The sequence below is a fragment of the Arthrobacter sp. P4_F10 genome (assembly GCF_056401435.1).
On record NZ_JBFUJJ010000002.1, the window covers coordinates 350097 to 374681 of the forward strand.

19 protein-coding genes are annotated in these 24585 nt (G+C 67.0%); 4 read left to right on the forward strand and 15 right to left on the reverse strand.

The window, feature by feature from the left end; translation table 11 throughout:
• The first annotated feature begins 51 nt into the window (after positions 1 to 51).
• Positions 52 to 534, forward strand: a complete 483-nt coding sequence (locus AC1DR1_RS04520; RefSeq protein ID WP_229993166.1) for an Rv3235 family protein — start codon at positions 52 to 54, stop codon at positions 532 to 534.
• A 145-nt stretch (positions 535 to 679) separates the two neighbouring features.
• Here the strand turns inward: AC1DR1_RS04520 and secA are convergent, their stop codons facing one another.
• The 7 genes from secA to mtrA all read right to left on the reverse strand — a co-directional run bounded on the left by secA (position 680) and on the right by mtrA (position 11318).
• The gene (secA, locus tag AC1DR1_RS04525) at positions 680 to 3418 is read right to left on the reverse strand and encodes a preprotein translocase subunit SecA (protein ID WP_229993167.1); all 2739 of its coding nucleotides are present in this window, start codon (positions 3416 to 3418) and stop codon (positions 680 to 682) included.
• Positions 3419 to 3521: 103 nt separating this feature from the next.
• Entirely contained in the window at positions 3522 to 4739 is a 1218-nt protein-coding gene (locus AC1DR1_RS04530; protein WP_229993168.1) for a winged helix-turn-helix domain-containing protein, read from the reverse strand.
• 33 nt (positions 4740 to 4772) lie between these two features.
• Positions 4773 to 5498: a ribosome hibernation-promoting factor, HPF/YfiA family gene (hpf, locus tag AC1DR1_RS04535; RefSeq protein ID WP_229993169.1), complete on the reverse strand. Its 726-nt coding sequence runs from the start codon at positions 5496 to 5498 to the stop codon at positions 4773 to 4775.
• A 155-nt stretch (positions 5499 to 5653) separates the two neighbouring features.
• Entirely contained in the window at positions 5654 to 6634 is a 981-nt protein-coding gene (locus tag AC1DR1_RS04540; protein ID WP_229993170.1) for a ComF family protein, read from the reverse strand.
• 217 nt (positions 6635 to 6851) lie between these two features.
• Entirely contained in the window at positions 6852 to 8570 is a 1719-nt protein-coding gene (locus AC1DR1_RS04545) for an LpqB family beta-propeller domain-containing protein (RefSeq protein WP_229993171.1), read from the reverse strand.
• Entirely contained in the window at positions 8567 to 10447 is a 1881-nt protein-coding gene (gene mtrB / locus AC1DR1_RS04550; protein WP_229993172.1) for an MtrAB system histidine kinase MtrB, read from the reverse strand. The genes AC1DR1_RS04545 and mtrB overlap by 4 nt, the downstream gene beginning before the upstream one ends.
• 196 nt (positions 10448 to 10643) lie before the next feature.
• Positions 10644 to 11318: an MtrAB system response regulator MtrA gene (gene mtrA / locus AC1DR1_RS04555; protein ID WP_090583650.1), complete on the reverse strand. Its 675-nt coding sequence runs from the start codon at positions 11316 to 11318 to the stop codon at positions 10644 to 10646.
• 179 nt (positions 11319 to 11497) lie between these two features.
• On the opposite strand from mtrA, the gene AC1DR1_RS04560 reads away from it, so the two are divergent.
• Positions 11498 to 12220, forward strand: a complete 723-nt coding sequence (locus AC1DR1_RS04560; RefSeq protein ID WP_229993173.1) for a DUF4166 domain-containing protein — start codon at positions 11498 to 11500, stop codon at positions 12218 to 12220.
• 57 nt (positions 12221 to 12277) lie between these two features.
• Here AC1DR1_RS04560 and AC1DR1_RS04565 read toward each other — a convergent pair whose 3' ends face one another.
• The 7 genes from AC1DR1_RS04565 to mnmA form a co-directional block, all read right to left on the reverse strand.
• The gene (locus tag AC1DR1_RS04565) at positions 12278 to 13321 is read right to left on the reverse strand and encodes a uroporphyrinogen decarboxylase/cobalamine-independent methonine synthase family protein (protein WP_229993174.1); all 1044 of its coding nucleotides are present in this window, start codon (positions 13319 to 13321) and stop codon (positions 12278 to 12280) included.
• Positions 13322 to 13323: 2 nt separating this feature from the next.
• On the reverse strand, positions 13324 to 13740 hold the full coding sequence (locus tag AC1DR1_RS04570; RefSeq protein ID WP_229993175.1) for a chorismate mutase: 417 nt from the start codon (positions 13738 to 13740) through the stop codon (positions 13324 to 13326).
• A 180-nt stretch (positions 13741 to 13920) separates the two neighbouring features.
• Positions 13921 to 15624, reverse strand: a complete 1704-nt coding sequence (locus AC1DR1_RS04575) for an ABC transporter ATP-binding protein (protein ID WP_229993176.1) — start codon at positions 15622 to 15624, stop codon at positions 13921 to 13923.
• Positions 15621 to 16634, reverse strand: a complete 1014-nt coding sequence (locus AC1DR1_RS04580; RefSeq protein ID WP_229993177.1) for an ABC transporter permease — start codon at positions 16632 to 16634, stop codon at positions 15621 to 15623. Before AC1DR1_RS04580 ends, AC1DR1_RS04575 begins: the two co-directional genes overlap by 4 nt.
• Before the next feature lie 2 nt (positions 16635 to 16636).
• Complete coding sequence (locus AC1DR1_RS04585; RefSeq protein WP_229993178.1) at positions 16637 to 17728, reverse strand: ABC transporter permease; 1092 nt, start codon at positions 17726 to 17728, stop codon at positions 16637 to 16639.
• Between the two features lie 134 nt (positions 17729 to 17862).
• Positions 17863 to 19491, reverse strand: coding sequence for an ABC transporter substrate-binding protein (locus AC1DR1_RS04590; protein ID WP_229993179.1), 1629 nt, complete (start codon positions 19489 to 19491; stop codon positions 17863 to 17865).
• A 296-nt stretch (positions 19492 to 19787) separates the two neighbouring features.
• Positions 19788 to 20900 (reverse strand): tRNA 2-thiouridine(34) synthase MnmA, encoded by a 1113-nt coding sequence (gene mnmA / locus AC1DR1_RS04595; protein WP_081801692.1) that lies wholly within the window; start codon positions 20898 to 20900, stop codon positions 19788 to 19790.
• A gap of 205 nt (positions 20901 to 21105) precedes the next feature.
• On the opposite strand from mnmA, the gene AC1DR1_RS04600 reads away from it, so the two are divergent.
• Positions 21106 to 22344 carry an NAD(P)/FAD-dependent oxidoreductase gene (locus AC1DR1_RS04600; RefSeq protein ID WP_229993180.1) on the forward strand — a complete coding sequence of 413 codons (1239 nt, stop codon included), beginning with the start codon at positions 21106 to 21108 and terminating at the stop codon, positions 22342 to 22344.
• Here the strand turns inward: AC1DR1_RS04600 and AC1DR1_RS04605 are convergent.
• Positions 22341 to 23582, reverse strand: a complete 1242-nt coding sequence (locus tag AC1DR1_RS04605) for a cysteine desulfurase family protein (RefSeq protein WP_229993181.1) — start codon at positions 23580 to 23582, stop codon at positions 22341 to 22343. The genes AC1DR1_RS04600 and AC1DR1_RS04605 overlap by 4 nt on opposite strands.
• A gap of 94 nt (positions 23583 to 23676) precedes the next feature.
• On the opposite strand from AC1DR1_RS04605, the gene AC1DR1_RS04610 reads away from it, so the two are divergent.
• Positions 23677 to 24582, forward strand: a complete 906-nt coding sequence (locus tag AC1DR1_RS04610; RefSeq protein ID WP_229993182.1) for a DMT family transporter — start codon at positions 23677 to 23679, stop codon at positions 24580 to 24582.
• Positions 24583 to 24585 lie beyond the last annotated feature (3 nt).

Below are 24585 nucleotides of genomic sequence, written 5' to 3' on the forward strand. Positions count from 1 at the left end.
AGCACCAGCATCGCCAGCCATCAGCCATCAGCCATCAGCAAAGGAACCGTCATGAATGCAGTCACCGGGATCCGCTCAGCCGCGGCGACCACAGCCCCGCACGCCCCCGCCCTCCGGGTTGTGTCCGGCACGGCGGCGGCGGCCGTGCGCGCCGCCGCGGCCCCGCCGCCCCTGCGCGTTGTTGACGAGGCACGCGAGATTTGCGCGATTTCCCGCAGCACCGTGCAGGCGGCCATCGAAGTGCTGGCCGGAACGCGGCCCGCACAGCAGCTCTCCCGCCGCCTGGACCCGCGCTGCCTGGCGGCCCTGCAGCACCGCGCCGCGCTGACCCGCCGGGTGGCCTCCGGCAGCTCGCCCACGGCCGGCCGGCTGCACCGCAACCCGTCTGTCCGGTCCGTCCGGGCCTGCCGCGTTTCGGATGACGTCTACGAGGCCAGCGCGGTCGTGGTCGAGGAATCACGGGTCCGCGCGGTGGCGCTGCGGCTGGAGCGCGGCACGGCGGCCTGGCGTGTCACCGTGCTGGAGATCGGCTGAACGGCGGGGACGCAGGCAGAAGCCGGCAGAAGCGGCCGAAGGCAGAAGCGGTCAGAAACCGGGCCCGGCCTGCCAGGGAAAGGAGGCACAAAACACGGGAGGACCGGAGCTGTTGCTCCGGTCCTCCCCCATGTTGGCGTCGTGCCTAGCGCCGCTTCTTCTTTGCCGTGCGGCGGCCGATGTCCTGCGCCGCGGCCTTGGCCGGGTTTCCGGAGCGTCCGGTGCCCTTCGCCTCGATCCGGGTCTGGGCGGCACCGTCTTCGCCAGGGGCGGTGTACTGCAGCTGCGCGGGCTTCTCGGGGGCCTCGAGTCCGGCGGCATGGATCTGCGGCTCGTGGTGTTCGGTGTGCTGGCCCTCGGCATCGGCCACCACAACGTCCTCGGCCGGCGTCACTTCGACGTCGAGGTTGAACAGGAAGCCGACGCTCTCCTCGCGGATGGCCTCCATCATGGCCTGGAACATGATGAAGCCCTCGCGCTGGTACTCCACCAGAGGGTCGCGCTGGGCCATGGCGCGCAGCCCGATGCCCTCCTTGAGGTAGTCCATCTCATAGAGGTGTTCCTGCCATTTCCGCCCGATGACGGACAGGACCACCCGGCGCTCCAGTTCGCGCATACTCTCGGAGCCGATCGCCTGCTCCCTGGCCTGGTAAACCAGGCGGGCATCGGAGAGGATCTCTTCCCGGAGGAAGTCGACCGTGACGCGGGACTTGCCGCCGGCCTCGTCAATGACGTCGCGCGGGGTGAAGCTCACGGGGTACAGGGTCTTGAGATTGGACCACAGGAGGTTGAAGTCCCAGTCATCGCCGGTGCCCTCGGCCGTGGCCTCGTCGATGAAGGCGTTGATGGTGTCTTCGAGGAAGTACTGGACCTTCTCGTGGAGGTCATCGCCTTCGAGGATGCGCCGCCGGTCACCGTAGATTGCCTCGCGCTGGCGGTTCAGGACGTCGTCGTACTTCAGGACGTTCTTGCGCTGTTCGGCGTTGCGGCCTTCCACCTGGCCCTGGGCCGAGGCGATGGCGCGCGAGACGAGCTTGGATTCGAGGGCGACGTCGTCCGGCACCGAGCTGTTCATGAGCCGTTCTGCCGCGCCGGAGTTGAACAGGCGCATCAGGTCATCGGTCAGCGAGAGGTAGAACCGGGACTCGCCTGGGTCGCCCTGGCGTCCGGAACGGCCGCGGAGCTGGTTGTCGATGCGGCGGGACTCGTGGCGTTCGGTGCCGAGCACGTAGAGTCCGCCCAGGTTCAGGACTTCCTCGTGCTCGTCCTTGACGGCCTGCTTGGCAGATTCGAACGCCTCGGGCCAGGCGGCCTCGTATTCCTCGGAGTTATCCTCCGGGTCCAGGCCCCGCTTGGCCAGTTCGGCGACGGCGGTGAACTCGGCGTTGCCGCCGAGCATGATGTCGGTACCGCGGCCGGCCATGTTGGTCGCGACCGTGACGGCGCCCTTGCGGCCGGCCTGGGCCACGATGGACGCTTCCCGGGCATGGTTCTTGGCGTTCAGGACCTCGTGCCGGACGCCTTCCTTGGCCAGCAGACGGGAGAGGTATTCGCTCTTCTCGACGCTGGTGGTGCCGACGAGGACCGGCTGGCCCTTTTCGTGGCGTTCGGTGATGTCCTTGACGACGGCGTCGAACTTGACCGTCTCGTTCTTGTAGACGAGGTCGGCCTGGTCGATCCGGGTCATGTCGCGGTTGGTGGGGATGGCAACGACGCCGAGCTTGTAGGTGCTCATGAACTCGGCGGCCTCGGTCTCGGCCGTGCCGGTCATGCCCGCGAGCTTGTCGTACATGCGGAAGTAGTTCTGCAGCGTCACCGTGGCGAGCGTCTGGTTCTCGGCCTTGATCTCGACGCCTTCCTTGGCTTCGATGGCCTGGTGCATGCCCTCGTTGTAGCGGCGGCCGGCGAGGATGCGGCCGGTGTGCTCATCGACGATCAGCACCTCGCCGTCAAGGATGACGTAGTCCTTGTCGCGCTTGAACAGTTCCTTGGCCTTGATGGCGTTGTTCAGGAAGCCGATCAGCGGGGTGTTGGCGGACTCGTAGAGGTTGTGGATGCCGAGGTAGTCCTCGACCTTTTCAATGCCGGCCTCGAGGACACCGACGGTGCGCTTCTTCTCATCGACCTCGTAGTCGGTCTCGGCGTGCAGGCGCGTGACCACCTTGGCGAATTCGCTGTACCAGCGGTTGGTGTCCCCCTGGGCCGGGCCGGAGATGATGAGCGGGGTGCGGGCCTCGTCGATGAGGATCGAGTCCACTTCGTCGACGACGGCGAAGTGGTGGCCGCGCTGGACGAGCTCGGACTTGTCCCACGCCATGTTGTCGCGCAGGTAGTCGAAGCCGAATTCGTTGTTGGTGCCGTAGGTGATGTCCGCGGCGTACTGTTCGCGGCGCACCGCGGGATCCTGGTTGGACAGGATGCAGCCGCTGGTCAGGCCGAGGAAGCGGTAGACACGGCCCATGAGGTCGGACTGGTATTCGGCGAGGTAGTCGTTCACGGTGATGACGTGGACGCCGTTGCCGGCGAGGGCGTTGAGGTAGGCCGGAGCGGTGGCCACCAGGGTCTTGCCTTCACCGGTCTTCATTTCGGCGATGTTGCCCAGGTGCAGGGCGGCGCCGCCCATGAGCTGGACATCGAAGTGGCGCATGCCAAGGGTACGGGATGAAGCTTCGCGGACAGCCGCGAAGGCTTCGGGCAGCAGATCGTCCAGCTTCTCGCCGGCCTGGTGGCGTTCGCGCAGGCGGTCAGTTTCTTCACGGAGCTCGGCATCCGTGAAGGTCTGGAAGGAGCTCTCCAGGGCATTTATGGAATCGGCATAGTTCCGCAGTTGCCGCAGGGTTCTTTTGTCACCTGTGCGGAGAAGTTTTTCGATAAGTGATGCCACGTGAAGTTGCTCCCAGTCTCAAGCTGCCGAATTCTGGCGTGTTTAGTCTACGGGAGAGACGCAGGGCCGGTGGCGCCTGTTCCCTCACAGCGGATAGTGCGAATTACCGGGCAGCGACGGCTTCGGCGAGCGCCGGCGCGAGGTTCCCCGTTGGCGAGACAACTACCCCGTCCAGCCCCAGCCACTCTGCCATGAGCTGCAGTTCCGCGGCGAGTTCGACGGCGGTGTCCGCCGGCGCGCCGGCTTCCGCATGGGCGGTCCTTACCAGGAGCAGGCCGCCGGCCCGGTCCGCTTTGAGGTCCACCCGGGCGACGATCGCGTCGCGGAGCAGGAACGGCAAAACGTAGTAGCCGTACTTCCGCTTCGGCTCGGGCGTGTAGATCTCGATCCGGTAGTGGAACCCGAACAGCTCCTCGAGCCGCCGGCGTTCGAACACCAAGGAGTCGAAGGGGCTCAGGAGCGCCCGGCCGGTGGCTGAGCGCGGAAGCTTCGCCTCCGCGTGGCGGTACAGGGGCCGGTCCCAGCCGGCCACTGCGACCGGTTCCAGCCTGCCGCTGTCCACGAGGTTCCGCACTGCCACGGCGGCTGCCTTCTGCGGGGTCCGGAAATAGTCCGCGAAGCACCGCACGGTCCCAATACCGTGGGCCCGGGCCGCGGCGTCGATCAGCCGGTCCATCGCGGCAGCCGCGTCCGGTTCTGGCGCCGCCGCTTCCACGCCCGGGCCGGGGAGCACCCTGGCGGTGAGGGTGTAGCGCCGTTCGAAGGATTCGGTCCGGGAGGAGGCGGAGACCACGCCCTCTTCGAAGAGATGTTCCAGCACCCTTTTGACGGCGTTCCAGTTCCAGCCCCAGTTCTCCCGCTGCTGATCCTCCACGTGGCCGAGCCGGGCTGTGAGTTCGGCGGCGGTCATCGGTTTCCCGGCGGCCAGGGTTTCCAGCACCTTGGCCGCCACCCCGTTGCGCAGTTCGGGGTCCATGCTGTGCGCGCCCACCCATTTGCGGTTCTGCCACTGCACGAGGTCGTGGAAGTGGTCCGGCCGGATGAAGCAGGCTTCGTGGGCCCAGTACTCCATCATCCGGGGCGGGTGGGTCCCCGCCATCCGCGCCAGGATCGCTCGGTCGTAGTTGCCGAGCCGCGAGAAGAAGGGCAGGAAGTGGCTGCGGGACACCACATTGACGGAGTCGATCTGGACCAGGTGCAGCCGGGTAAAGGTACGGCCCACCGCCCGTGCGCTCACGGGTCCGGCGGGCCGTTCCTTCTCCAATCCCTGGGCTGCCAATGCGATCCGCCGTGCCTGTGCCAGGCTCAGCGATGCTTGCACGTTAGTCCCTTCGTCGGAAAAGTCTGCACCAGCTTATGCGCTGGCGGGCTCATCCTCTGAACGGTAGGCCAGGATTTTCTCTTCCAGACTCGAATGTCCGGGCTCGCACGTCTGGTCAAGGGAGATGACCCCGTAGGTCCAGCCGTCACGGCGATACACGACCGACGGCGCCTTGGTCTCCTTGTCCACGAAAAGGTAGAAGTCGTGACCCACAAGTTCCATGTTGTCGACGGCGTCATCGAGGGTGAGTTGGGCCGCGGCGAACACTTTCCTGCGGATCAGCACGGGCGAATCGCCGGCCGGAATATCGTTTTCGACATCGTACGGCGACTTCTCTGCCGCCGGCGCCTGGGCCTGAAGCTGTTGCGCCGCCTCCACGTAGAGCGGTTCGCTGGGGCTCGCCGGCTCCAGGGCTGCCGTGGCCTCGGTGACGGACTTCGGCGTGTGCCGGCCGTGGTGGACCTTTCTGCGGTCCCTGGCCCTGCGCAGGCGTTCAAGAAGCTTGTTGTAAGCGAGATCGAACGCAGCGAACTTGTCGGCGGCACTCGCTTCTGCGCGGATTACTGGGCCGCGCCCCAGGACTGTCAACTCAACCGTGAGCGATTCGGCGGTCTGGCGGGCTTTGGTCTCTTTGGTGACCTTCGCGTCTACCCTCTGGACCTTGTCTCCCAACGACGCGATCTTTGAGATCTTGTCGTCGGCATATTCGCGGAACCGGTCTGAGACCGTCAAGTTGCGTCCGCTGATCATGAACTCCATGGTGCCCTCCAAATGACTTCGGTGACACGACGGCGGTACTTCCCGGGGCCGATCTGACTGACAGTCGAGCCCCTTTCCGAGCCGCTATCGACAGGTACATCTGTTCTTGGTACCCATCTTCGACGTTAGTTCATAGACACCTGTTATTCATCCTTTTACGGTTTATTTTTTTGCGTCCCGCCGTTCCCCTGCGCCACCGCGGGGCTGGCGGCGCCGACGTCGGCGGTGGCCGGCGGGCGTGTCGCGGCCACCACGACGGCGCCGCTGACAATGGCCCCTGCGGCCCGAAGCGCACGGGCCGCCTCCGCCAAGGTGGCACCGGTGGTCAGCACGTCATCGACGATGATGCAGGAACGTCCCACGACTCGGGCAGGCCATGGGCCGGACCTGGTCCGCATGGATCCGCGTACGCGCCGGGCGCGGGCACCCCGGCCCAGTCCTTTCTGTCCGCCGGACAGGTAGCCGTCCGCTTTCCGGCCGGCCCGCAACCAGTCCAACAGTGGCAAGGCGGGGGGCATCCGGCTCCGCGCGGGCGGCATGGTTTTCCGAAGCGCGTCCGCGACGGTGAATCCTGGGATTGCATGGCCGCGGACCAGCCGACGGAGCAGGAGGTGGACGGGACTGAATCCCCGCTTGCGGAATGCGGCGGTGCTCGTGGGCACGGGGACGAGGACGAGTCCCTGCGCCGGCCCGGCCGCGGCATGGAGCGCCCGCGCCAGGCCCCGGGCCAGCTCGGCGCCCAGCCGGGCCTGCCCGTGGCTTTTGAAGGACAGCAGGCACTGCGCCAGCTCGGCCCGGTACGCCCCGGCCGCCACCACGGGCAGCAGCACGGACCCGTCCATATCCATCAGGGCCGGAGCCTGGGCCTCTGCCCGGAAAGGCCTCAGCGTCAGCAGGCGGAGCTTCCGGGAGCACGCGCCGCAGAGTGCCAAGTCCTCCGCCCCGCAGCAGGCGCAGTCCACTGGAAGGGCCAGGGCGAGCACCTCCGCCGCTGCCTCGGCCGTCAGGTCGCACAGCCTCGCCAGCGGCCGCGCGTAGCTGCCGCGGTGTCGCGCCGCTGTCGGTGCGGGCGGGGCAAGGTCCGGGTCCGCGGCCGGCCGCCCCTGGCCGGCGCCCTGGCCCGTGTGGCTGTTCATCCTTCGATCCTGGACCGTGGGCGCCCCCGGTTATAGCCCCGCGGCCCGCTATGTGGACAACACGCCGTCCGGCGCCCTCACCGGCCCTGGCTGGTAGCCGCCCACCAATAGCGGCCCACGGATAGCGGCCCAGCGCCGCGGCCCGAAGGCGCTGGCTCGGAAGGCGCCGCCGCCCGAAGGCGCTGGGTCAGAAGGCGCTGGCTCAGAAGGCGCTGGGTCAGCCGGGGAAGGACGGGTCGATAGGGCCCTTGAGCTGCGGTGACCAGCCGTTGCCCAGCCGCTGGAAGATCCCCTCGGCGGACTGGCCGTAGAGCTCGGATGTCCCGTTGCCTGCGCTGAGGGCCGTCAGTCCGGGCCACGGTGCCAGCTGCTGCGGCTGCGCCGAGGTCAGGGACAACAGTTCCGGCGAGACGGCATCGCTGCCGGAAGCCTTCATGACCGCGACCGTGGTGTCATCCACCCAGACCCCTTGATCCGGATCCCGGGGAGTCAGGAGAGTCAGGGGCGTGGTCAGATCCCTCGGGGTGCCGTCCGCGTTCCGGATGATCCCGGTGATCTGGACCTTGCTCTTGCCGTTCTGCTCCGAAATGACCAGTGCACGCGTACCGTCCCGGGAAATCCGAAACTCCTTGACGGTCCGGCCGGCGAGCCATCCCGGCGACAGGGTCACGGTGGGCACGCTGGCGTTCTCCGCCACACCGACCGGCCGGTAGGCCACTACCTCGGTGGCGCCGGCAGCACCCGGCCCGGCGGTCCAGACCCAGTCGTAGCGGCCGAACGAAGGCCGGGACAGCGTAGCCCGCGTGGACAGTGCCCTGGCGGGCTGGCCCGGAACGATCGAGTACATCGTGGTGCGGGCGGCGTTGAGGAACGCGGCGGCCTGGGACTCGGTCGACTCCGCCGGGGCCCGTGGTGACAGTGCCGCGACGGACTGGATGTCCGGCAGCGGTGAGAGCCTGTTGTTCTCGTACCGGACCAGGTCATTGTTGCTGACGGCGATCTGGTAAGCGGGGACGCTTTCGTCCCGGACCGGAGGCAGGACCGTGCCGTTGTCCTCGACGCGCACCAGGTCCTGATTGGCACGGAGCTCAACATTGACGACATCCGGCTGGCTGCGGAACGTCAGGGCCAGCTGTGTCTGCATCCGCAGCCGGTCCTCGTTGGAGGCCTCCACCAGGTCCTTGGCGGTGAGATCCACCTGCGCGGCACCGGAGACGACGGGCACAGACTCGCGGGCCAGCTTGATGCCCGAGGGGAACGCGCTGACGACGGCGCCCTTGAGGTAGGGGGCGGGGCCGCCCAGGAGGGCGCTCGTCATCGCCTTGACGGTCTTCTTCCGGATGAACCACCGGACATCGGGTACGGCGTACGTGAATGTGGGGTCGTAGAAGTAGATCGGGTAGGCGCCGTAGATGACCTTGAAGGTCTCTTCCGGAATGGCCGTGCCGTCCGGGAGATCGGAGATTCGCCACTCGCCGTCCACCTGGGTCAGGGTGACGGGGATGTTTTCGGTAGTGCCCTCGGGAAGCTGCGTGGCCACGCCGTCGGCGTCCACCGAATAGGCGACGTCGAGCTGGTAGTTGAAGACGTTTTCGACGCCGGTGGCCACCACAGCGGCCTTCCGGAAGACGAGCGCCCGCTGGTCCGGCTTCCACGCCACCGATGAAGCCTGCGTGAGGTACTGCCGGGCCACGGCGTAGTCGTCCTCGTAGCCGCTGCCGGCGAGGTAGAAGTCCTCGATCACTGCTTCGGGTCCGGCGCCGGGACGGGGCGCGGCCGGGAAGAAGACCGGGGCGTTGGGGTTTCCCGCACTCTCGTCCGTGCTCTTGCCCACCGGCCCCGAGCGCGGAATCTGGGCGCACGAGGTCAACAGGAGCAGGAGGAGAGCCAGCAGCGCAGCCCCCACGCGGGTGAACTTGCCCGAAACCCCGTTCATGCCCTGCCCTCCATGCCGGTTTCCCGGGGGCCGGCCGAGCCGCCGTCCGGGGTTGCCCCGCCGACGGCGCCGCCGCCGTCGCCAGAAAAGTCGCCACTAAATCCCCTGAACCCGTCAGCCATGGTCCCGCGGGCCGCGGCCCCTGGTGTCCCGGCCCCTGGTGTCGCGGCCGGGGTCTCCGCGGACCGTTGCGGGTCCAGCAAGACCATGGTCCGCTGGCGGCCCGTCTCCGGGAGCCCGACGTTGACGGGTTCGAGGTGGAGCGGGGACCTGGTGATCGGCTCATGCCGGCGCAGCGGAAGGGTCAGGCGGAAGTTCGACCCGTGGCCCTTGCTCCCCCAGGCCTGCAGCCAGCCGTCGTGGAGCTTGGTGTCCTCGGCGGCGATGGACAGCCCCAGCCCGCTGCCGCCGGTGGTGCGGGCACGGGCGGGATCGGCGCGCCAGAAGCGGTCGAAGACGCGGGCCGCCTCAGCCGGTGTCATGCCGATTCCGTGATCCCGTACGGCCACGGCCACTGCTGTGTCGCTTGCGGCCACCGAGATGTTCACCGGGCGGCCCTCGCCGTGTTCGAGGGCGTTCAGGATCAGGTTGCGGAGGATTCGGTCGATCCTGCGGTCGTCCATGTCGACAATGACGCTCCCGGCCGGGGCGTTGAGGGTAACGGCGGAGCCGTATTCGGCGGCGACGGGTGCCACTCCCTCAATGACGTGCGCGACGAGCTGCACAATGTCCGTGGGTTCGGCGTCGAGGGTGGCTGCGCCGGCGTCGAAGCGGGAGATTTCCAGCAGGTCCGCCAGGAGCGACTGGAAGCGTTCCACCTGATTGTAGAGCAGCTCCGCGGACCGCTTGTTGATGGGGTCGAAGTCCTCGCGGGCGTCATAGAGGACTTCCGCGGCCATGCGCACGGTGGTGAGCGGCGTGCGGAGCTCGTGGGAGACATCGGAGACGAACCGCTGCTGCATTTGCGAGAGCGTGGCCAGCTGCGTGATTTGTTCCTGAAGGCTTGCGGCCATGTGGTTGAACGAGGCACCAAGCCGGGCGACCTCGTCCTCGCCCTTGACCACCATGCGCTCCTGCAGCTGTCCGGCCGCGAGCTTCTCGGAGACGACGGCAGCATGGCTGACCGGGCTGACCACGTTGCGGGTGACATACCAGGCGACGCCGCCGATCATGAGCACCAGCACGGCACCGCCGGCCAGCAGGACGTTCTGGATCTCGTCCAGCGTCTTCTGCGCCGTGTTGAGGTCATAGATGAGGTAGAGCTCGTAGACGGTGCCGTTGAAGGTCACCTTGTTGCCGACGGCGATGCCGGGCCGGTCTTCGGTCCCCACGGGGAACTGCGTGGACGCCCAGTACTGGTCCTTGCCCGAGTTCTGCACGGCCTTGCGCAGGTCCGGGGGGATGACGCCGATGGTGAGTTGGTCCGAGGCCCGGGATTCAACCCAACGGTTGCGCGGCTTGGTCTGCTCCGGCATTGCCTCGAAGACGTAGCGCCTCTGGATCACGGATCCGCGGCCTTCGACCGCGTTCAGGGTGTCATAGACCAGGGTGATGACGCTGGACTGGTCCGTGACCTGGGCGCCGTCGAACGTGTCCTGGACCTGCTTGACGTTGTAGCGCGTCTCGGATTCGGCCTGGGCGAGCCGTTCCTGGAACAGGTTGTTGGCGATCTGGTTGGACAGGTACGCGCCCACTACCGCGAATGAACCAATGGCCAGCATCAGCGTGGTCAGGACGGTGCGGAACTGCAGCGAACGCCGCCACTTCCGCTGCACGGCCCGGAGCAGGTACCTGATACCGGGCAAGAGACGCTGCATCGCGGTACGGACCAACCGCGCGACCCTGACGCCAACGATCCTCGCGCGTTTTGCCCACAACCGGGTCCGGAAGGCGAGTCCGCGCCGAAGTCCCGGCCCGCTGCCGGCAGGCGGCGTTCCGTGCCCGGGTGGGGTGGACGGCCCTGCGGTTGACGACGCGGATGACTTTGCGGATGATGCCGCGGATGGCTCTGCCGTCGTCGTGTCCGGCGCTGTGTCCGTGTCTATGGCCTGCCGGACACCGCGGTCCGCAGGCTCAGGAACCTGCTTTATAGCCGACACCACGGACCGTCAATACAACTTCGGGAGCTTCGGGGTCACGTTCGATCTTCGACCTCAGCCGCTGGACATGGACGTTGACCAGCCGGGTGTCTGCGGCGTGCCGGTAGCCCCAGACCTGCTCCAGGAGCAGCTCACGGGTGAACACCTGCCACGGCTTGCGGGCCAGGGCGACGAGGAGGTCGAACTCCAGCGGGGTCAAGGAAATCCGGTCATTGCCGCGGCTGACCAGGTGGCCGGCGACGTCGATCGTAACGTCGGCGATCCGCAGGGTTTCCGGAGCCTTCTGGTCACCCGGACGGAGCCGGGCCCGGACCCGGGCGACAAGCTCGGCGGGTTTGAACGGCTTGGGCACGTAATCATCGGCCCCGGACTCGAGGCCGCGGACCACATCCGAGGTATCCGCCTTGGCGGTCAGCATCACGATCGGGACGTCAGACTCGGCACGGACCTGCCGGCAAACCTCAATGCCGTCCATTCCCGGAAGCATGAGGTCGAGCAGGACGAGGTCCGGCTTGGAGGCGCGGAACACGTCCAGCGCCTGTCCGCCGTCCGCGCAGAAGACGGGTTCAAAGCCGTCATTGCGCAGCACAATACCGATCATCTCGGCGAGCGCCTCGTCATCATCCACTACCAGAATGCGTGCCTTCATAGTTATATATTCCCCCATTGAATTGGCTTTGTCGTATCGGGCGGCCCACCGGCATGGCGCAGGCGGGCCTGCCACCGACGCCGGACCCCGCCGATGCACGGGACGCTGTGACAATCGCCGCGTTGTCCTGCATGCTGTGGACAGGCCAAGTGAACCGGCCCGGACCGCAGGAGGAACCCGTGAACACCCCCATCTACGAGCGCGCCCTGGGCAGCGACTTTGCCCGACTACAGCCTGAGCTCCAAGACTACTTCGCCCTGGCACCGGGGTCGGGCCACTACGGCGTCGGCGAAGGGGTGTTCGACGTCGTCGGCTGCCGTCAGGCCTGGCTGCGTCCCCTGCTCCGGCTCACCACCGGCGAGCAGGCCTTCTTTCCCGAGTACGGCGAGGGCATTCGCTTCCGGATCGAGAACCACGCCCACCTGGACCCGTTCGGCAGGTCAAGCCTGACGGCCCGGCGGGAAATCTTCTTCCCCGGTACCACCCGGCTGTTTCAGGACACCACCAGTTTTGATGACTCCGGGTTTGATGACGGCGGGCACACGCCGGGGCTGGTCGACTATGTAGGGCGTTTCCGGCGGCTCGTCACGGACCTCAATCTCAGCGTCACGCCGGAGGGCCGGCTCCGGGGCGTGTCCGAGGCGTCCCGGCTGTTCCTGGGCCCGCTGCGGATTCCGCTGCCGGCCGCCGTCGATGCCAAGGCCTATGCCGAGCAGTGGTGGGAGCCCCAGGACGGCGGGCGGCACCGGATCCAGGTCAAGGTGATCCAGCCCCAGCTCGGCCTGGTACTGGTGTACGCCGGCCATTTCGACTACCGGCTCGAGCCCTACCCCGGTGGAGTTGCGACGCCGGGCTACCTGCCAGCGCACGCCCGTCCGGACGGCTGGGAGAGCAGGATCTGACGGGAGCATCCGGCGGCCCCGGCAGGCCCTGCGGCGCCGGCAGTCCCKTCGGCTGCGCTAGCCGAGGGCCAGCTGGTTGAGGCCGTCCGCCACCTGGGTCAGCCGGGTCAGGACCGCCGTCGCCGCGGCCGGTGAGTGCCCCGCCAGGCCCTCCGACGGCGTGACGCGCAGCGCCCCCAGCGTGGACGCGGGAAGACCCAGCTGCCGCCACGGGCGCCACACGTTTTCCACGACGTCGCCAACCCTGGGCAACCTCGCGGTGGGATCAGACACGTCCAGCGCGCCGGCCCAGAGCCGTTTGCCGGCCTCCACCGCGCCCGCGAGTTGTTCCCACTGGCGCGAGGTCAGGGCCCGGAGCGGCACGGCGATTCCGTCGGCGCCCGCCGCCAGGATCCGCTCGAAGGGCGCCTCGACTTCGGAGACGGCCACGACGGTTTCGACGGCGCCCGCGGCCCGGAGCGCGTCGACGACCAATTGCCAGGACTCGGTGACTTCCCGGCCCGGCACCGAGCGCAAGGTCCGGTAACCGCTGGAGGTGGGAATCGTGCCGGCCAGCACGGAGGCAATCTCCGGTTCGTCGATTTGCACCACGATCCGGGCACCGGGGGCAGCCTCTGCCACCCGTTTGAGATAGCCTTCCACACCCGCTGCCAGCGAAGCCGCAATCTCGCGGCGGGCGCCATAGTCGATCAGGGCCCGTTCCCCGTTGTGCAGGTGCAGGCCGGCGGCAAGGCTGAGCGGCCCGCGCAGCTGGATCTTGATATCCTCCGACGGCACTTCCTCGACCCCGATCACGTCCGCCAGGATGTTTATGTCGGTGGACAGGGCGGATTTCGCCCGCTGCAGGTCCTTGCCGGGACGGTCCACGAACCTCCAGCCATGCGGCTGGACGTCGACGGCCAGCTCCACGAGCAGGGACGCGGTCCGGCCTAAGGCATCTGAGCCGACGCCGCGGTCGGGAAGTTCGGCAAGGAACGGCAGATGCGGGCTGCCCAGTTCTCCGCGGATGATGCGGGCGGCCTCGGCCGGGTCCTCGCCGGGCCACGGGCCCAGGCCCGTCGCGGTCACTTGGCCCGGTGCGGGCGAGTCTGTTCCGGCCATGGCTAGGCGTCTGCGGCGCGGGCCGCGTCCGCGGAGCCGGAGGCCTGGGCGGCCTGATGGTCTTCGGCGATGGCCTCATGGTGGCGGATGACCTCACCGATGATGAAGTTCAGGAATTTCTCCGCGAACGCCGGGTCCAGGTGGGCCTCGGCCGCGAGATGCCGCAGCCGGGCGATCTGCGCCGTTTCGCGGCCCGGGTCCCCTGCGGGAAGCTTGTGCGCGGCCTTGAGGAAGCCGACCTTCTGGGTGGCCTTGAAGCGTTCGGCGAGGAGGAAGACGAGGGTAGCATCGATGTTGTCGATGCTTGAGCGGATCGACAACAGCTCCGCCATTACCGCGGGATCCACGGAACCGGCCAGGGAGCTTGCCGCCGGGTCGTAGGAATCGGTTTCAGGAAGATTGAGGTTCTGCTCGGTCATTGGTCCAGTCTAGGGGCACGGCGGCCAATGCCTCCCGCTGTTAAGCGCCGTTGCAGTCGGCCGCCGGAGACACCAAAATGGGCATGCCCACCGTTCGTTGAAAGGTGGGCATGCCCATTTGGCAGTGGCCCTGCACGAGCCAGGCCCGGCGCTGCATCGGCCCAGACTCGGTCGTGGCAGTTAGCTGTGGAGCACGGCCTTGAACGCCTCGCGGCGCCTGGCCTGTTCGTCGGGATCCGGAACAGGCAGCGAGGCGATGAGTTTCTTCGTGTAGTCGTGCTGCGGGTTGCCCATCACCTGGTTGCCGAGGCCCTGCTCCACCATCTTTCCCTTGTAGAGCACGCCGACCCAGTGGGAGAGCATGTCCACCACGGCGAGGTCGTGGCTGATGAACAGGCACGCGAAGCCGAACTCCTGCTGGATCTCCTTGAACAGCTCCAGCACCACGGCCTGCACGGACACGTCCAGGGCCGACGTCGGCTCATCGGCGATGAGCAGCTTCGGGTTCAGGATGAGCGCCCGCGCCAGCGAGGCGCGCTGGCGCTGCCCGCCGGAGAGTTCGTGCGGGAACCGGTCAGCGTACGACGCCGGCAGCTGCACGGACTCGAGCAGCTCGCCGACCCGCTTGCGCGCCTCAGCCGCGGTCGGTTTGGAGTGGATGATCAGCGGTTCCGCCACGCAGTCGCCGATGGTCAGCTGCGGGTTGAACGAGGCCGCCGGGTCCTGGAACACGAAGCCGATCTCCTTGCGGAGCGGCTTGAAGGTGCGCTCCTTGAAGTTCAGCATTTCGTAACCCAGCACGTTCAGGCTGCCCCCCGTGGTCCGATTGAGACCCGCGATCGCCCGGCCGATGGTGGTTTTGCCGGAACCCGACTCCCCCACGAGACCGAAAACTTCGCCTTCAGACACGGTGAAGCTGACGCCGTCGACGGCCTTGAAGGCCGGACTGCCCAGCCGCCCAGGGTACTCGATGGTCAGGTTCTTGGCCTCAACTAGCACTTTGCCGCCCTGGTGGGCGCGTTCCACCATGCCCTCCGACGCGGAGTTGCGGCCCAGGTGCGGCACAGCGGCGAGGAGCTTCTTGGTGTAGTCCTCCTTGGGCTGGGCGAAGAGCACCCGTGAGGATGCCTCCTCCACGACGTCGCCCTGGTACATGACCACGACGCGGTCGGCGAGGTCGGCGACAACGCCCATATTGTGCGTGATCAGCACGATGGACGTTCCGTAGTTGTCGCGCAGGTCCCGCAGCAGTTCAAGGATCTCGGCCTGCACGGTGACGTCCAGGGCAGTCGTCGGCTCGTCCGCCACGATGAGGCCAGGGTTCAGGGCCAGCGCTGCGGCAATCACAACGCGCTGTTTCTGGCCGCCCGAGAACTGGTGCGGGTAGTAGTTGACCCGCGTTTCCGGGTCCGGGATGCCCACTTTGCGGAGGGCTTCAATTGCCCGCGCCTTGGCTTCCTTGGCCGAGACCTTGCTGCGGCCGCCGGTGCCGGCGTGTGCGCGGATTCCTTCGGCGATCTGCCAGCCCACGGTGAAGACCGGGTTAAGGGCGGTGGATGGTTCCTGAAACACCATGGCCACATCGCGGCCCCGGATCTCCCGCAGTTTCGCCTCGCTGACGCTGATGACGTTGTTGCCGTTGATCAGAACCGCGCCCTGGCTGATGGCCGTCTCCGGCAAGAGCCCCAGGATGGTCTTGGCCGTCACAGTCTTGCCGGATCCCGATTCGCCAACGATGGCCACGACCTCGCCGGGGTTGACCTGGAGGCTGACGTCTTTGACGGCGTACACATCCCCGGCATCAGTGGCGAACGTGACCTTGAGGCGGTCGATGTCCAGGACCGGGCCTGCGCCCTGGCCGGGCTTGTCGATGTTGATGGTCATAGAACTCTCGATTCTGCTTCGAGTGCAGCCTGGGCACCGGCGGTGGAGTCAGGTCCGCCCTTGCCTGCCACAGCCTTCTTGCGGCCCCGCAGGCGGGGATCGTTGAGGTCGTTGATGCTCTCACCGACGAGGGTCAGCCCAAGCACGGTCAGGACGATCGCCGTACCGGGGTAAACACCGGTCCACCAGATGCCCGAGGAGGCGTCTGCTATGGCCTTGTTCAGGTCGTAACCCCACTCGGCGGCGGACGTCGGTTCGATGCCGAACCCCAGGAAGCCGAGGCCCGCCAGGGTCAGGATGGCCTCGGACGCATTCAACGTGAAAATCAATGGCAGCGTGCGCGTTGCGTTCTTGAAGATGTGCCGACCCATGATGCGAATGCTTGAGGCACCCACCACCTTGGCTGACTCGACGTACGGCTCCGCCTTTAGCCGTATGGTCTCGGCCCGGATGACGCGGAAGTACTGCGGGACGAACACCACCGAGATGGAGATGGAGCAGGCAACAATGCCTCCCCAGAAACTGGACTGGCCGTGGCTGATGACGATTGACATCACGATGGCCAGCAGCAGGGACGGGAAAGCGTAGATCGCATCGGCGATCACCACGAACACCCGGTCGAGCCAGCCGCCGAAGTACCCGCTGACAAGGCCGAGGGCTACGCCGAGGAAAATCGACATGGCCACGGCGACGATGATGACCACCGCGGCGGTCTGGGCACCCCAGAGCACTCGGGAATAGACGTCATAGCCACCCACCGTGGTGCCCCAGATGTGCGCCGGGCTGGGGGGCTGCTGTGTCGGGAAGGGACCCGCGGCGTCGCTGAGCTGGGCAAACCCGTAGGGCGCGATCCACGGCGCAAACACGGCGACGAGCAGGAAGACGACGGACAGGACCAGGCCGGTGACGAGCATGCCGCGCTGAAGCCCGACGCTCGAGCGGAAATGCGAGATCACCGGCAGCCGGTAGAAGAGGGGCTGCTTGCGCCCGCTTACTTTGGTTGCATTCATGGCTAGTACCTCACTCGCGGGTCGATCAGGGCTGCGACGACGTCCACGATGAAGTTCGTGACGGCAACGATGACCGCCAGCATTACAACGATTCCCTGGACGGCGACGAAGTCGCGGGCGTTCAGGTATTGCACCAGCTGGTAGCCGAGGCCCTTCCACTCGAAGGTGGACTCCGTGAGGACGGCGCCGCCTAGCAGGAGGGCAATCTGGAGCCCCATGACCGTGATGATCGGGATGAGGGCCGGTTTGTAGGCATGCTTGGTCACGAGGCGGTAATTACTAACGCCACGGGACCTGCCGGCCTCGACGTAGTCCTTGCCGAGTGTGCCGATGACGTTGGTGCGGACCAGCCGCAGGAAGACCCCTGCCGTCAGCAGCCCCAGGGTGAGTGCGGGGAGGACTGAATGGGCCGCGACGTCGCCGAACGCGGCCATGTTGCCGCTGCGCAAGGCATCCAGCCAATAGATCCCGGTCGGTGCGGCCAGGCTTCCCATGGCCAGTTCGGTCCTGGTGGAGGCCCGTCCTGCGACGGGCAGCCAGCCGAGCCAGACGGAGAAGGCCAGCTTCATCAGCAGGCCAGCGAAGAATACCGGGGTGGCATAGCAGAGGATGGCGAAGAACCGCAGGACGGCGTCGGGCGCCTTATCGCGCTTGTAGGCGGAGATGAGCCCGAGCGGGATGCCGACCAAGAGCGCCACGATGAGGGCATTGATGGCCAGTTCCAGGGTTGCCGTGCCAAAGGTGATGATCATTTCGACAACGGGCCGGCGGTCGGTGATGGTGGTGCCGAAATTGCCGGTCGCCACCTGGCCAACGTATTCGAGGTACTGCACGAGGATCGGGCGGTCGTAGCCGGCCTCGTGGATGCGCTGCGCGAGCGCCTCCGGGGGAAGCCTGCCGCCCTGGGCTGCGGTGATGGGGTCGCCGATGACCCGCATCAGGAAGAAGACCAAAGTCACCAAAATGAAAATGGTCGGAATGATCAGGAAGAACCGGACCAGGATGTAGGTCCCCAAGCCCCCACCCGAGGATTTTTTCTTGGACGGAAGAAGTCCGTCGGCGTCGTTTAGCGGCGCCTCAGTCAATGTTGTCATTGGTACCTAAGATTGTGCTGTCGCGGCCTTGGGCGGGCCGGCGTGAACTGCGGGGTGCGGCAATGACCAGCAAAGGCGGGGCGCCTTGAGGGCGCCCCGCCTCGCAGGCTGGTCAGGACAGCAAGGATGCAGCCTTACTTGGAAATAGTTCCCAAACGGAACTTGAAGGAGGCATCGAGGGTGGAATCGACACCCTTGACACCGCTGCCGGAAATGGCAACCTGCGCGCCCTGGAGCAACGGAAGCGTGGAGATGTCCTTGGCGAGGGCATTCTGCGCATCCTTGATCGTGGACTCGCGTTCAGTCTTATCAACGGTGGTGAGCTGCTTGCTGATCAGGTCGTTGACGGTCGGGTTGTTGTAGTGGTTCTTCAGGAAGCCGCCCTCCGGGAAGAACGGGGTCAGGTAGTTGTCGGCGTCGCTGAAGTCCGGGAACCAGCCAAACTGGAACAGCGGGTATTCATCGGCGCGGCTGGCCTTGCTGTAGGTGACCCATTCCGTGGACTGCAGGTTGACCTTGAACAAACCGGACTTCTCCAGCTGGTCCTTGATCATGGCGTACTCGTCGCCGGAGGACTTGCCGTAATGGTCCGGGTTGTACTGCAGGTTCATCGAGACGGGGGTCGTCACACCGGCGTCGGCCAGGACCTTCTTGGCCTTGTCCAGACTCGGCTTGCCGGCGTCGCCGTATGCGTCCTTGAACGATTCGTTGGCACCGAGGAAACCGCTGGGAACGTTGGAGTACAGCGGCAGGTACGTGCCCTTGTAGACCTGGTCCGCGATGGACTGGCGGTCAACGAGGTTCGCGATGGCCTGGCGGACGGCGAGCGCCTTGGCCGGATCTGCATCCGGAGCCTTGGCGCCGAACGGCATGGTGTCGTAGTTGAACGTGATGTAGCGGATTTCGCCGCCGGGGCCAACGTTGACCTTGACCTTGGAGTCCTTCTTCAGGTCATCGACGTCGGTGGCGCTCAGACTGCGGTTCGCGACGTCGATGTTCCCCTGCTGGATGTCCAGCTTCATGTTGGTGGGGTCGGCGTAGTACTTGATCGTGGCGGCATCGTTGGCCGGCTTGCCGAGGACTCCCTGGTAGTCAGGGAATGCCTTAAAGCTGACCAGCTCGTTCTTCTTGTACGTGTCGATCACGTACTGGCCGTAGAACGCCTTGGCCTTGACGATCGAGTCGTCGTCAAGCAGTTTGTCGGCCGGGAAGACTTCATCGTCTACGATCGGCGCGGCGGGGCTGCTGAGGATCTGAGCGAAGGTCTGGTCGTTCGCCTGCTTCAGCTTGAAGACCACGGTGTTGGCATCGGGGGCGGTGATGCTTTCGATGTTGGTCAGCAGGCTTGCGGGACCGGCAGGATCGTTGATCTTGGTCTGCCGGTCGAAGGAGAACTTGACGTCCTTGGAGTCGAGCGTGTGGCCGTTGGCCCACTTGAGGCCCGGCTTGAGCTTGACCGTGTACTCGGTCGGCGAGGTGAAGGACGCGGACTCGGCCAGGTCCGGCACGGGATCTGCGCTGCCGGGCTTCGAGTTGAGGAGGAAGGAGTAGATCTGGTTCATCACCATGAACGAACCGTTGTCATACGCGCCCGCCGGATCCAAGGCAGTGACCTTGTCCGTGGTGCCGTAGGCGATCGGACCGCTAGCTGCGGCTGATGACCCGCCAGCGCCGCCGGTCGGCCCGGTGCAGGCCGTCAGTGCAAAGGCGGAAACCCCGGCCAGCGCGATGACGCTCTGCCAGGCCTTTTTGTTCATTGCCATCTGTGAACTTTCTGTTCGATGCGTTCTAGCGCAGCCCGAAGTGAAACGAGTGACTCGTCGGGCGGCACGCTTTGCTGATCCCTAGATTCAACCAGACAATCATTCGGTGAAACGTTGCATTTTGTGAGTTGAGACACAAAATTTACACGATTCGAAGGTTTCTCTCATTTTCTTCAGGATTCCGCCCGGATCTTCGGCAGGGTCCTGCGCATCCGGACGCCTGGACGGCCGAGGCCACACGACAAAGGGCCCCGCCACGTGGCGGGGCCCTTCGCTGGATTCGGTGTGGCGGGCGCCTAAAGCGCTGCCCGCTGCAGCGAGCGCGCGGCATCGATTGTGGCCTGGCCCAGCACGCGGCTGCCCTGGTAGAGCACCACGGTCTGGCCGGGAGCCACGCCGCGCAGCGGCTCGGTGAGGGTGACCACAAGCTCGTCCCCCGCCATGTGGGCGCGGGCCGGGACGGGGTCGCCGTGGGCACGGACCTGGGCGTAGCAGTCGAACTCCTCGCCAGTGGCCACTTCGGCGATGGGCAGCCCCGCCCAGGAGACCTTGATGCCGCGGATTTCGTCGATGGCGAGCAGCGCCTCCGGGCCCACGACCACCTTGTTTTCCTTGGGCCGGATCTCCAGCACGAACCGTGGCTTGCCGTCCGCGGCCGGGGTGCCCAGCTTCAGGCCCCGGCGCTGGCCCACGGTGAACGCGTTGGCGCCCGGGTGCTCGCCGACCTTCGCCCCGGACTCGTCCACGATGTCGCCCGTGGTCATTTCGATCTTCTCGGCGAGCCAGCCGGCGGTGTCGCCGTCGGGGATGAAACAGATGTCGTGGCTGTCGGGCTTGTTCGCCACCGAGAGGCCGCGGCGCTCCGCCTCCGCGCGCACCTCGGCTTTGGACGGCGTCTCCGCGAGCGGGAACATCGAGTGCTTGAGCTGTTCGTGGGTCAGCACGCCCAGCACATAGCTCTGGTCCTTGGCCCAGTCCGCAGCACGGTGCAGCTCGGGGTTGCCGTCGGCGTCGGTGATGACCTTGGCGTAGTGGCCGGTGCAGACGGCATCGAAGCCCAGGGCGATGGCCTTCTCCAGCAGGGCGGCGAACTTGATGCGCTCGTTGCAGCGCATGCACGGATTGGGAGTGCGGCCGGCGGCGTATTCATCGATGAAATCCTGGACCACATCTTCCTTGAACCGCTCGGAAAAGTCCCAGACGTAGTAGGGGATCCCGAGGATATCGCAGGCACGCCAGGCGTCACGGGAGTCCTCGATCGTGCAGCAGCCGCGGCTGCCGGTTCGCAGGGTGCCCGGCATCCGGGACAGCGCGAGGTGGACGCCGACGACGTCGTGCCCCGCCTCGACGGCGCGGGCGGCGGCAACGGCGGAATCAACGCCGCCGCTCATTGCTGCAAGAACTCGCATACTGGCTTTCTATAGGGTTCAGGGTGTCGCAGGCACCGGGCTGTGGCTCGCTGAAAGTCCGGGGAAATAGCACAATGCCTGCGACGCCATTCTATCGCCACGCCGAATCCTCCCCAAAAAGCCTTGACGGGGCCGCTTCCCGCTTCTAGCGTCAGGACTAGCGGTTTTAGAATCGGAAGCGCGCAGACGCGGGAATCGAGCGGACATGGCTGTTGAAAACATCGTGATCGTGGGCGGCGGACTGGCCGGTGCCACCGCAGCCAAGACATTGCGGGGGGAGGGATTCAGCGGCCCGGTGGTGCTGGTGGCCGCCGAGTCCCACCAGCCGTACCTACGCCCGCCGCTGTCCAAGGAGTACCTGCTGGGCAAGGCCGGCGACGACGCCCTGCCGGTGGTGCCCGAAGACTGGTACGACGCGAACGACGTCGACCTCCGGCTCGGCGTCCAGGTCACGGCTCTGGACCCGGCTGCCCGGGCCGTGGTTCTGGACGGCGGCGGGCAGCTGGAGTACGCCTCCCTGCTGCTCGCCACGGGAGCGCGGCCCAGAAGCATCCCCCTGCAAGGCATCGGGCTCGACGGCGTCAGCACGTTCCGGACGGTGGAGGACAGCCGGCGCCTCCACGCCCGCCTCGCCGACGGCGGCCTGAACGTGGTCATGATCGGGTCCGGCTGGATCGGGATGGAACTGGCCGCCGCCGCCAGCACCTACGGAAATTCCGTCACCCTGCTGGGGCTGGAGGAGGTGCCGCTCGGGGCGGCGATCGGCCCGGACCTGGGTGGCTTCTTCCGCGAGCTGCACGAGGCCCACGGCGTGCGGTTCCGACTTCCGGCGGCCGCTGCCGAGATTCAGGGGCGGTCAGGACGGGTCACCGGGGTGGTCACCGACGCAGGCGAGGTCCTGCCCGCCGACGTCGTGGTCATCGCCGTGGGCGTGGTGCCGGAGCTCAGCCTGGCCGAGGCGGCCGGCATCGGGATCCGCAACGGCATACTCACCGACGCGTCGCTGCGGACCTCGATGCCCGGGATCTTCGCCGCCGGCGACGTCGCCAATGCCCTGCACCCGTTCACCGGAGAGCACCACCGCAGCGAGCACTGGTCCAATGCCCTGGGTGGCGGCAAGGTGGCTGCCAAGGCGATGCTCGGCCTCGACGCCGCACTGGACACCATCCCGTACTTCTACACGGACCAGTACGACGTCAGCATGGAGTACTCGGGCTTCCCCACGCTGGTAGGCGGGCCACCGGTCATCCGCGGCTCGCTTGCGGACAAGGAGTTCATTGCCTTCTGGCAGCGGGGCGGCGAGGTGGTGGCCGGAATGAACGTCAACTGGCCCCGCTCCGCCAAGCCGCAGAAAGCGATCAAGGCGCTGATCAGCGCACGCACCCCCGTGAGCCCGGACCTGCTAGCCGATTCCTCGGCACCGCTGGATCAACTCCTGAATTAGCTCCCCGCGGAAGCCTGACGGGCAGATTCACGGGCCACCGTTCCCGCGGTCTGGATGCTGGACTCATGCCCGGCCATGCCGGCCTGGCGGGCCCGCGCGTAGGCGCCCGGCAGTGCGGCGAGCAGGGCATCGACGTCGGCGTCGGTCGAGGAATGCCCCAGCGTGAAACGCTGCGCACCCCTCGCCGTGTCCTCATCCAGGCCCATGGCCAGCAGCACATGTGAGGGCCTCGGAACACCTGCAGTGCAGGCGGAGCCCGTGGAGGATTCGACGCCGGCGAGGTCCAGCAGGAACAGCAGCGAGTCTCCCTCGCAGCCGGGGAACGTGAAATGCGCGTTGCCTGGCAACCTCCCGGGGCCCGGGGCGCCCCGGAGCACGGCTTCGGGGACGGCCTCATGGACGCCGTCGATCAGCCGGTCCCGAAGGGCCGCGATCCTGGCGGCCTCCTCGGGGAGTTTCGCGGCGGCTGCCTCGGCGGCCGCGGCAAAGGCGGCGATCGACGCAGTGTCCAGGGTCCCTGAGCGGACGTCGCGTTCCTGGCCGCCGCCATGCTGGACCGGTGTCAGCTTCACCGCCCGGCCCAGGATGAGTGCGCCGACGCCAACCGGTCCCCCGATCTTGTGCCCGGAGACGGACATCGCGTCCAGGCCCGTCCCGCGGAAGTCAACGGGTATGGAGCCGAAAGCCTGGACAGCGTCGGAGTGGACGGGCACGCCGGCAGCGTGGGCCAGTTCCACAACGCGGGCGACGGGCTGGATGGTGCCGACCTCGTTGTTGGCCCACATGACGGTCACCAGGGCGATCGACGCCGGATCCCGGGACAGCTCGGCCTCGAGCACCGCCAGGTCCACGAGGCCCTCGGCGTCCACCGGGAGCCAACAGACCTCGGCACCTTCATGCCGTTCGAGCCATTCGACGGTGTCCAGCACCGCGTGATGTTCGACGGCGGAACACAGGATGCGGGTACGCGCAGGGTCCTCGGCGCGCCGCGCCCAGTACAGGCCCTTGACTGCAAGGTTGTCCGCCTCGGTCCCGCCGGAGGTAAAGATGACTTCCGAGGGATGGGCACCGGCGGCCGCCGCCAGCACTTCCCTCGCGTCCTCTACGGAGCGCCGGGCACGGCGGCCCGATCCGTGCAGCGAGGAAGGGTTGCCGGTCCGGGCCAGTTCGCGCGTCAGTGCAGCCAGCGCCTCCGGGGCGAGGGTGGTGGTGGCGGCGTGGTCGAGGTATACAGGCACAGCCCAATTCTACCTGCGGTGGCGCCTGCGCCCCCCTCGGCGGCGCTGGGCGAAGACGCCGGGGAAGGGCGCGGGGCTGGTGTACATTCAAGCGGTGAAATCGCCCCTCTACCTTGTGCTGGCCACCTTGTTCTGGTCCGGCAATTACGTCGTCGGACAGGCCGCCGTCGCCTCCATGACGCCGCTGGAGCTGACCTTCTGGCGCTGGAGCCTGGCCGCCGTGCCGCTGCTGCTCCTGGCCCACTTCGTTGAGAAACCGGACTGGCGCGCGGTGCTGCGCCGCTGGCCCGTGCTCCTGGCGCTGAGCGTCCTGGGCATGAGCGGCTACACGCTGCTGCTCTACAGCGCGCTCGGATACACGTCCGCGATGAACGCCTCCCTCATTACGGCGGCCAACCCGGCCCTGATTGTGGTCATGGCGATCGTCCTGCTCGGCGAGAGGACCACCCGATTGGGCTGGCTCGGCATCTGTCTTGGCCTGCTGGGTGTGCTGCTCGTCCTGACCCAGGGTGAGCTGGCACGCGTGTTCAGCCTCTCCATCAATACCGGCGAACTCCTGATGACCGGTGCGATCATCGTCTGGGGCTTCTACACAATCATTGCCCGCCGGCTGAAGGTGCCGGCCATCTCCGCCACGGCCGTACAGGTGGCGATTGCGACCGTGACGCTGGCGCCGTTTGCCCTGGCCATGAACGTCCAGTTCCCCGACACCGCGGGCGAAGGCTGGTCACTGGCGTACATCGCCCTGTTCCCCTCCCTTGGTTCCTACCTCCTCTGGAACCTGGCGCTGAGGACCACGCCGCCGGGGACCGCGGGCAACTACCTCAACCTGATGGTTGTCTTCACGGCGATCATCACCGTGCTGCTGGGGACGCCGCTCACTCCTGTGCAGATCGTCGGCGGCCTAACGGTGATCGGAGGCGTCCTGCTGACCGGGATCAAGGGCCGGCCCAGGCTCGGAGCGCCGGCCGCCTCAACGGCGGGGGCGCGGGGCCGGTAGCCG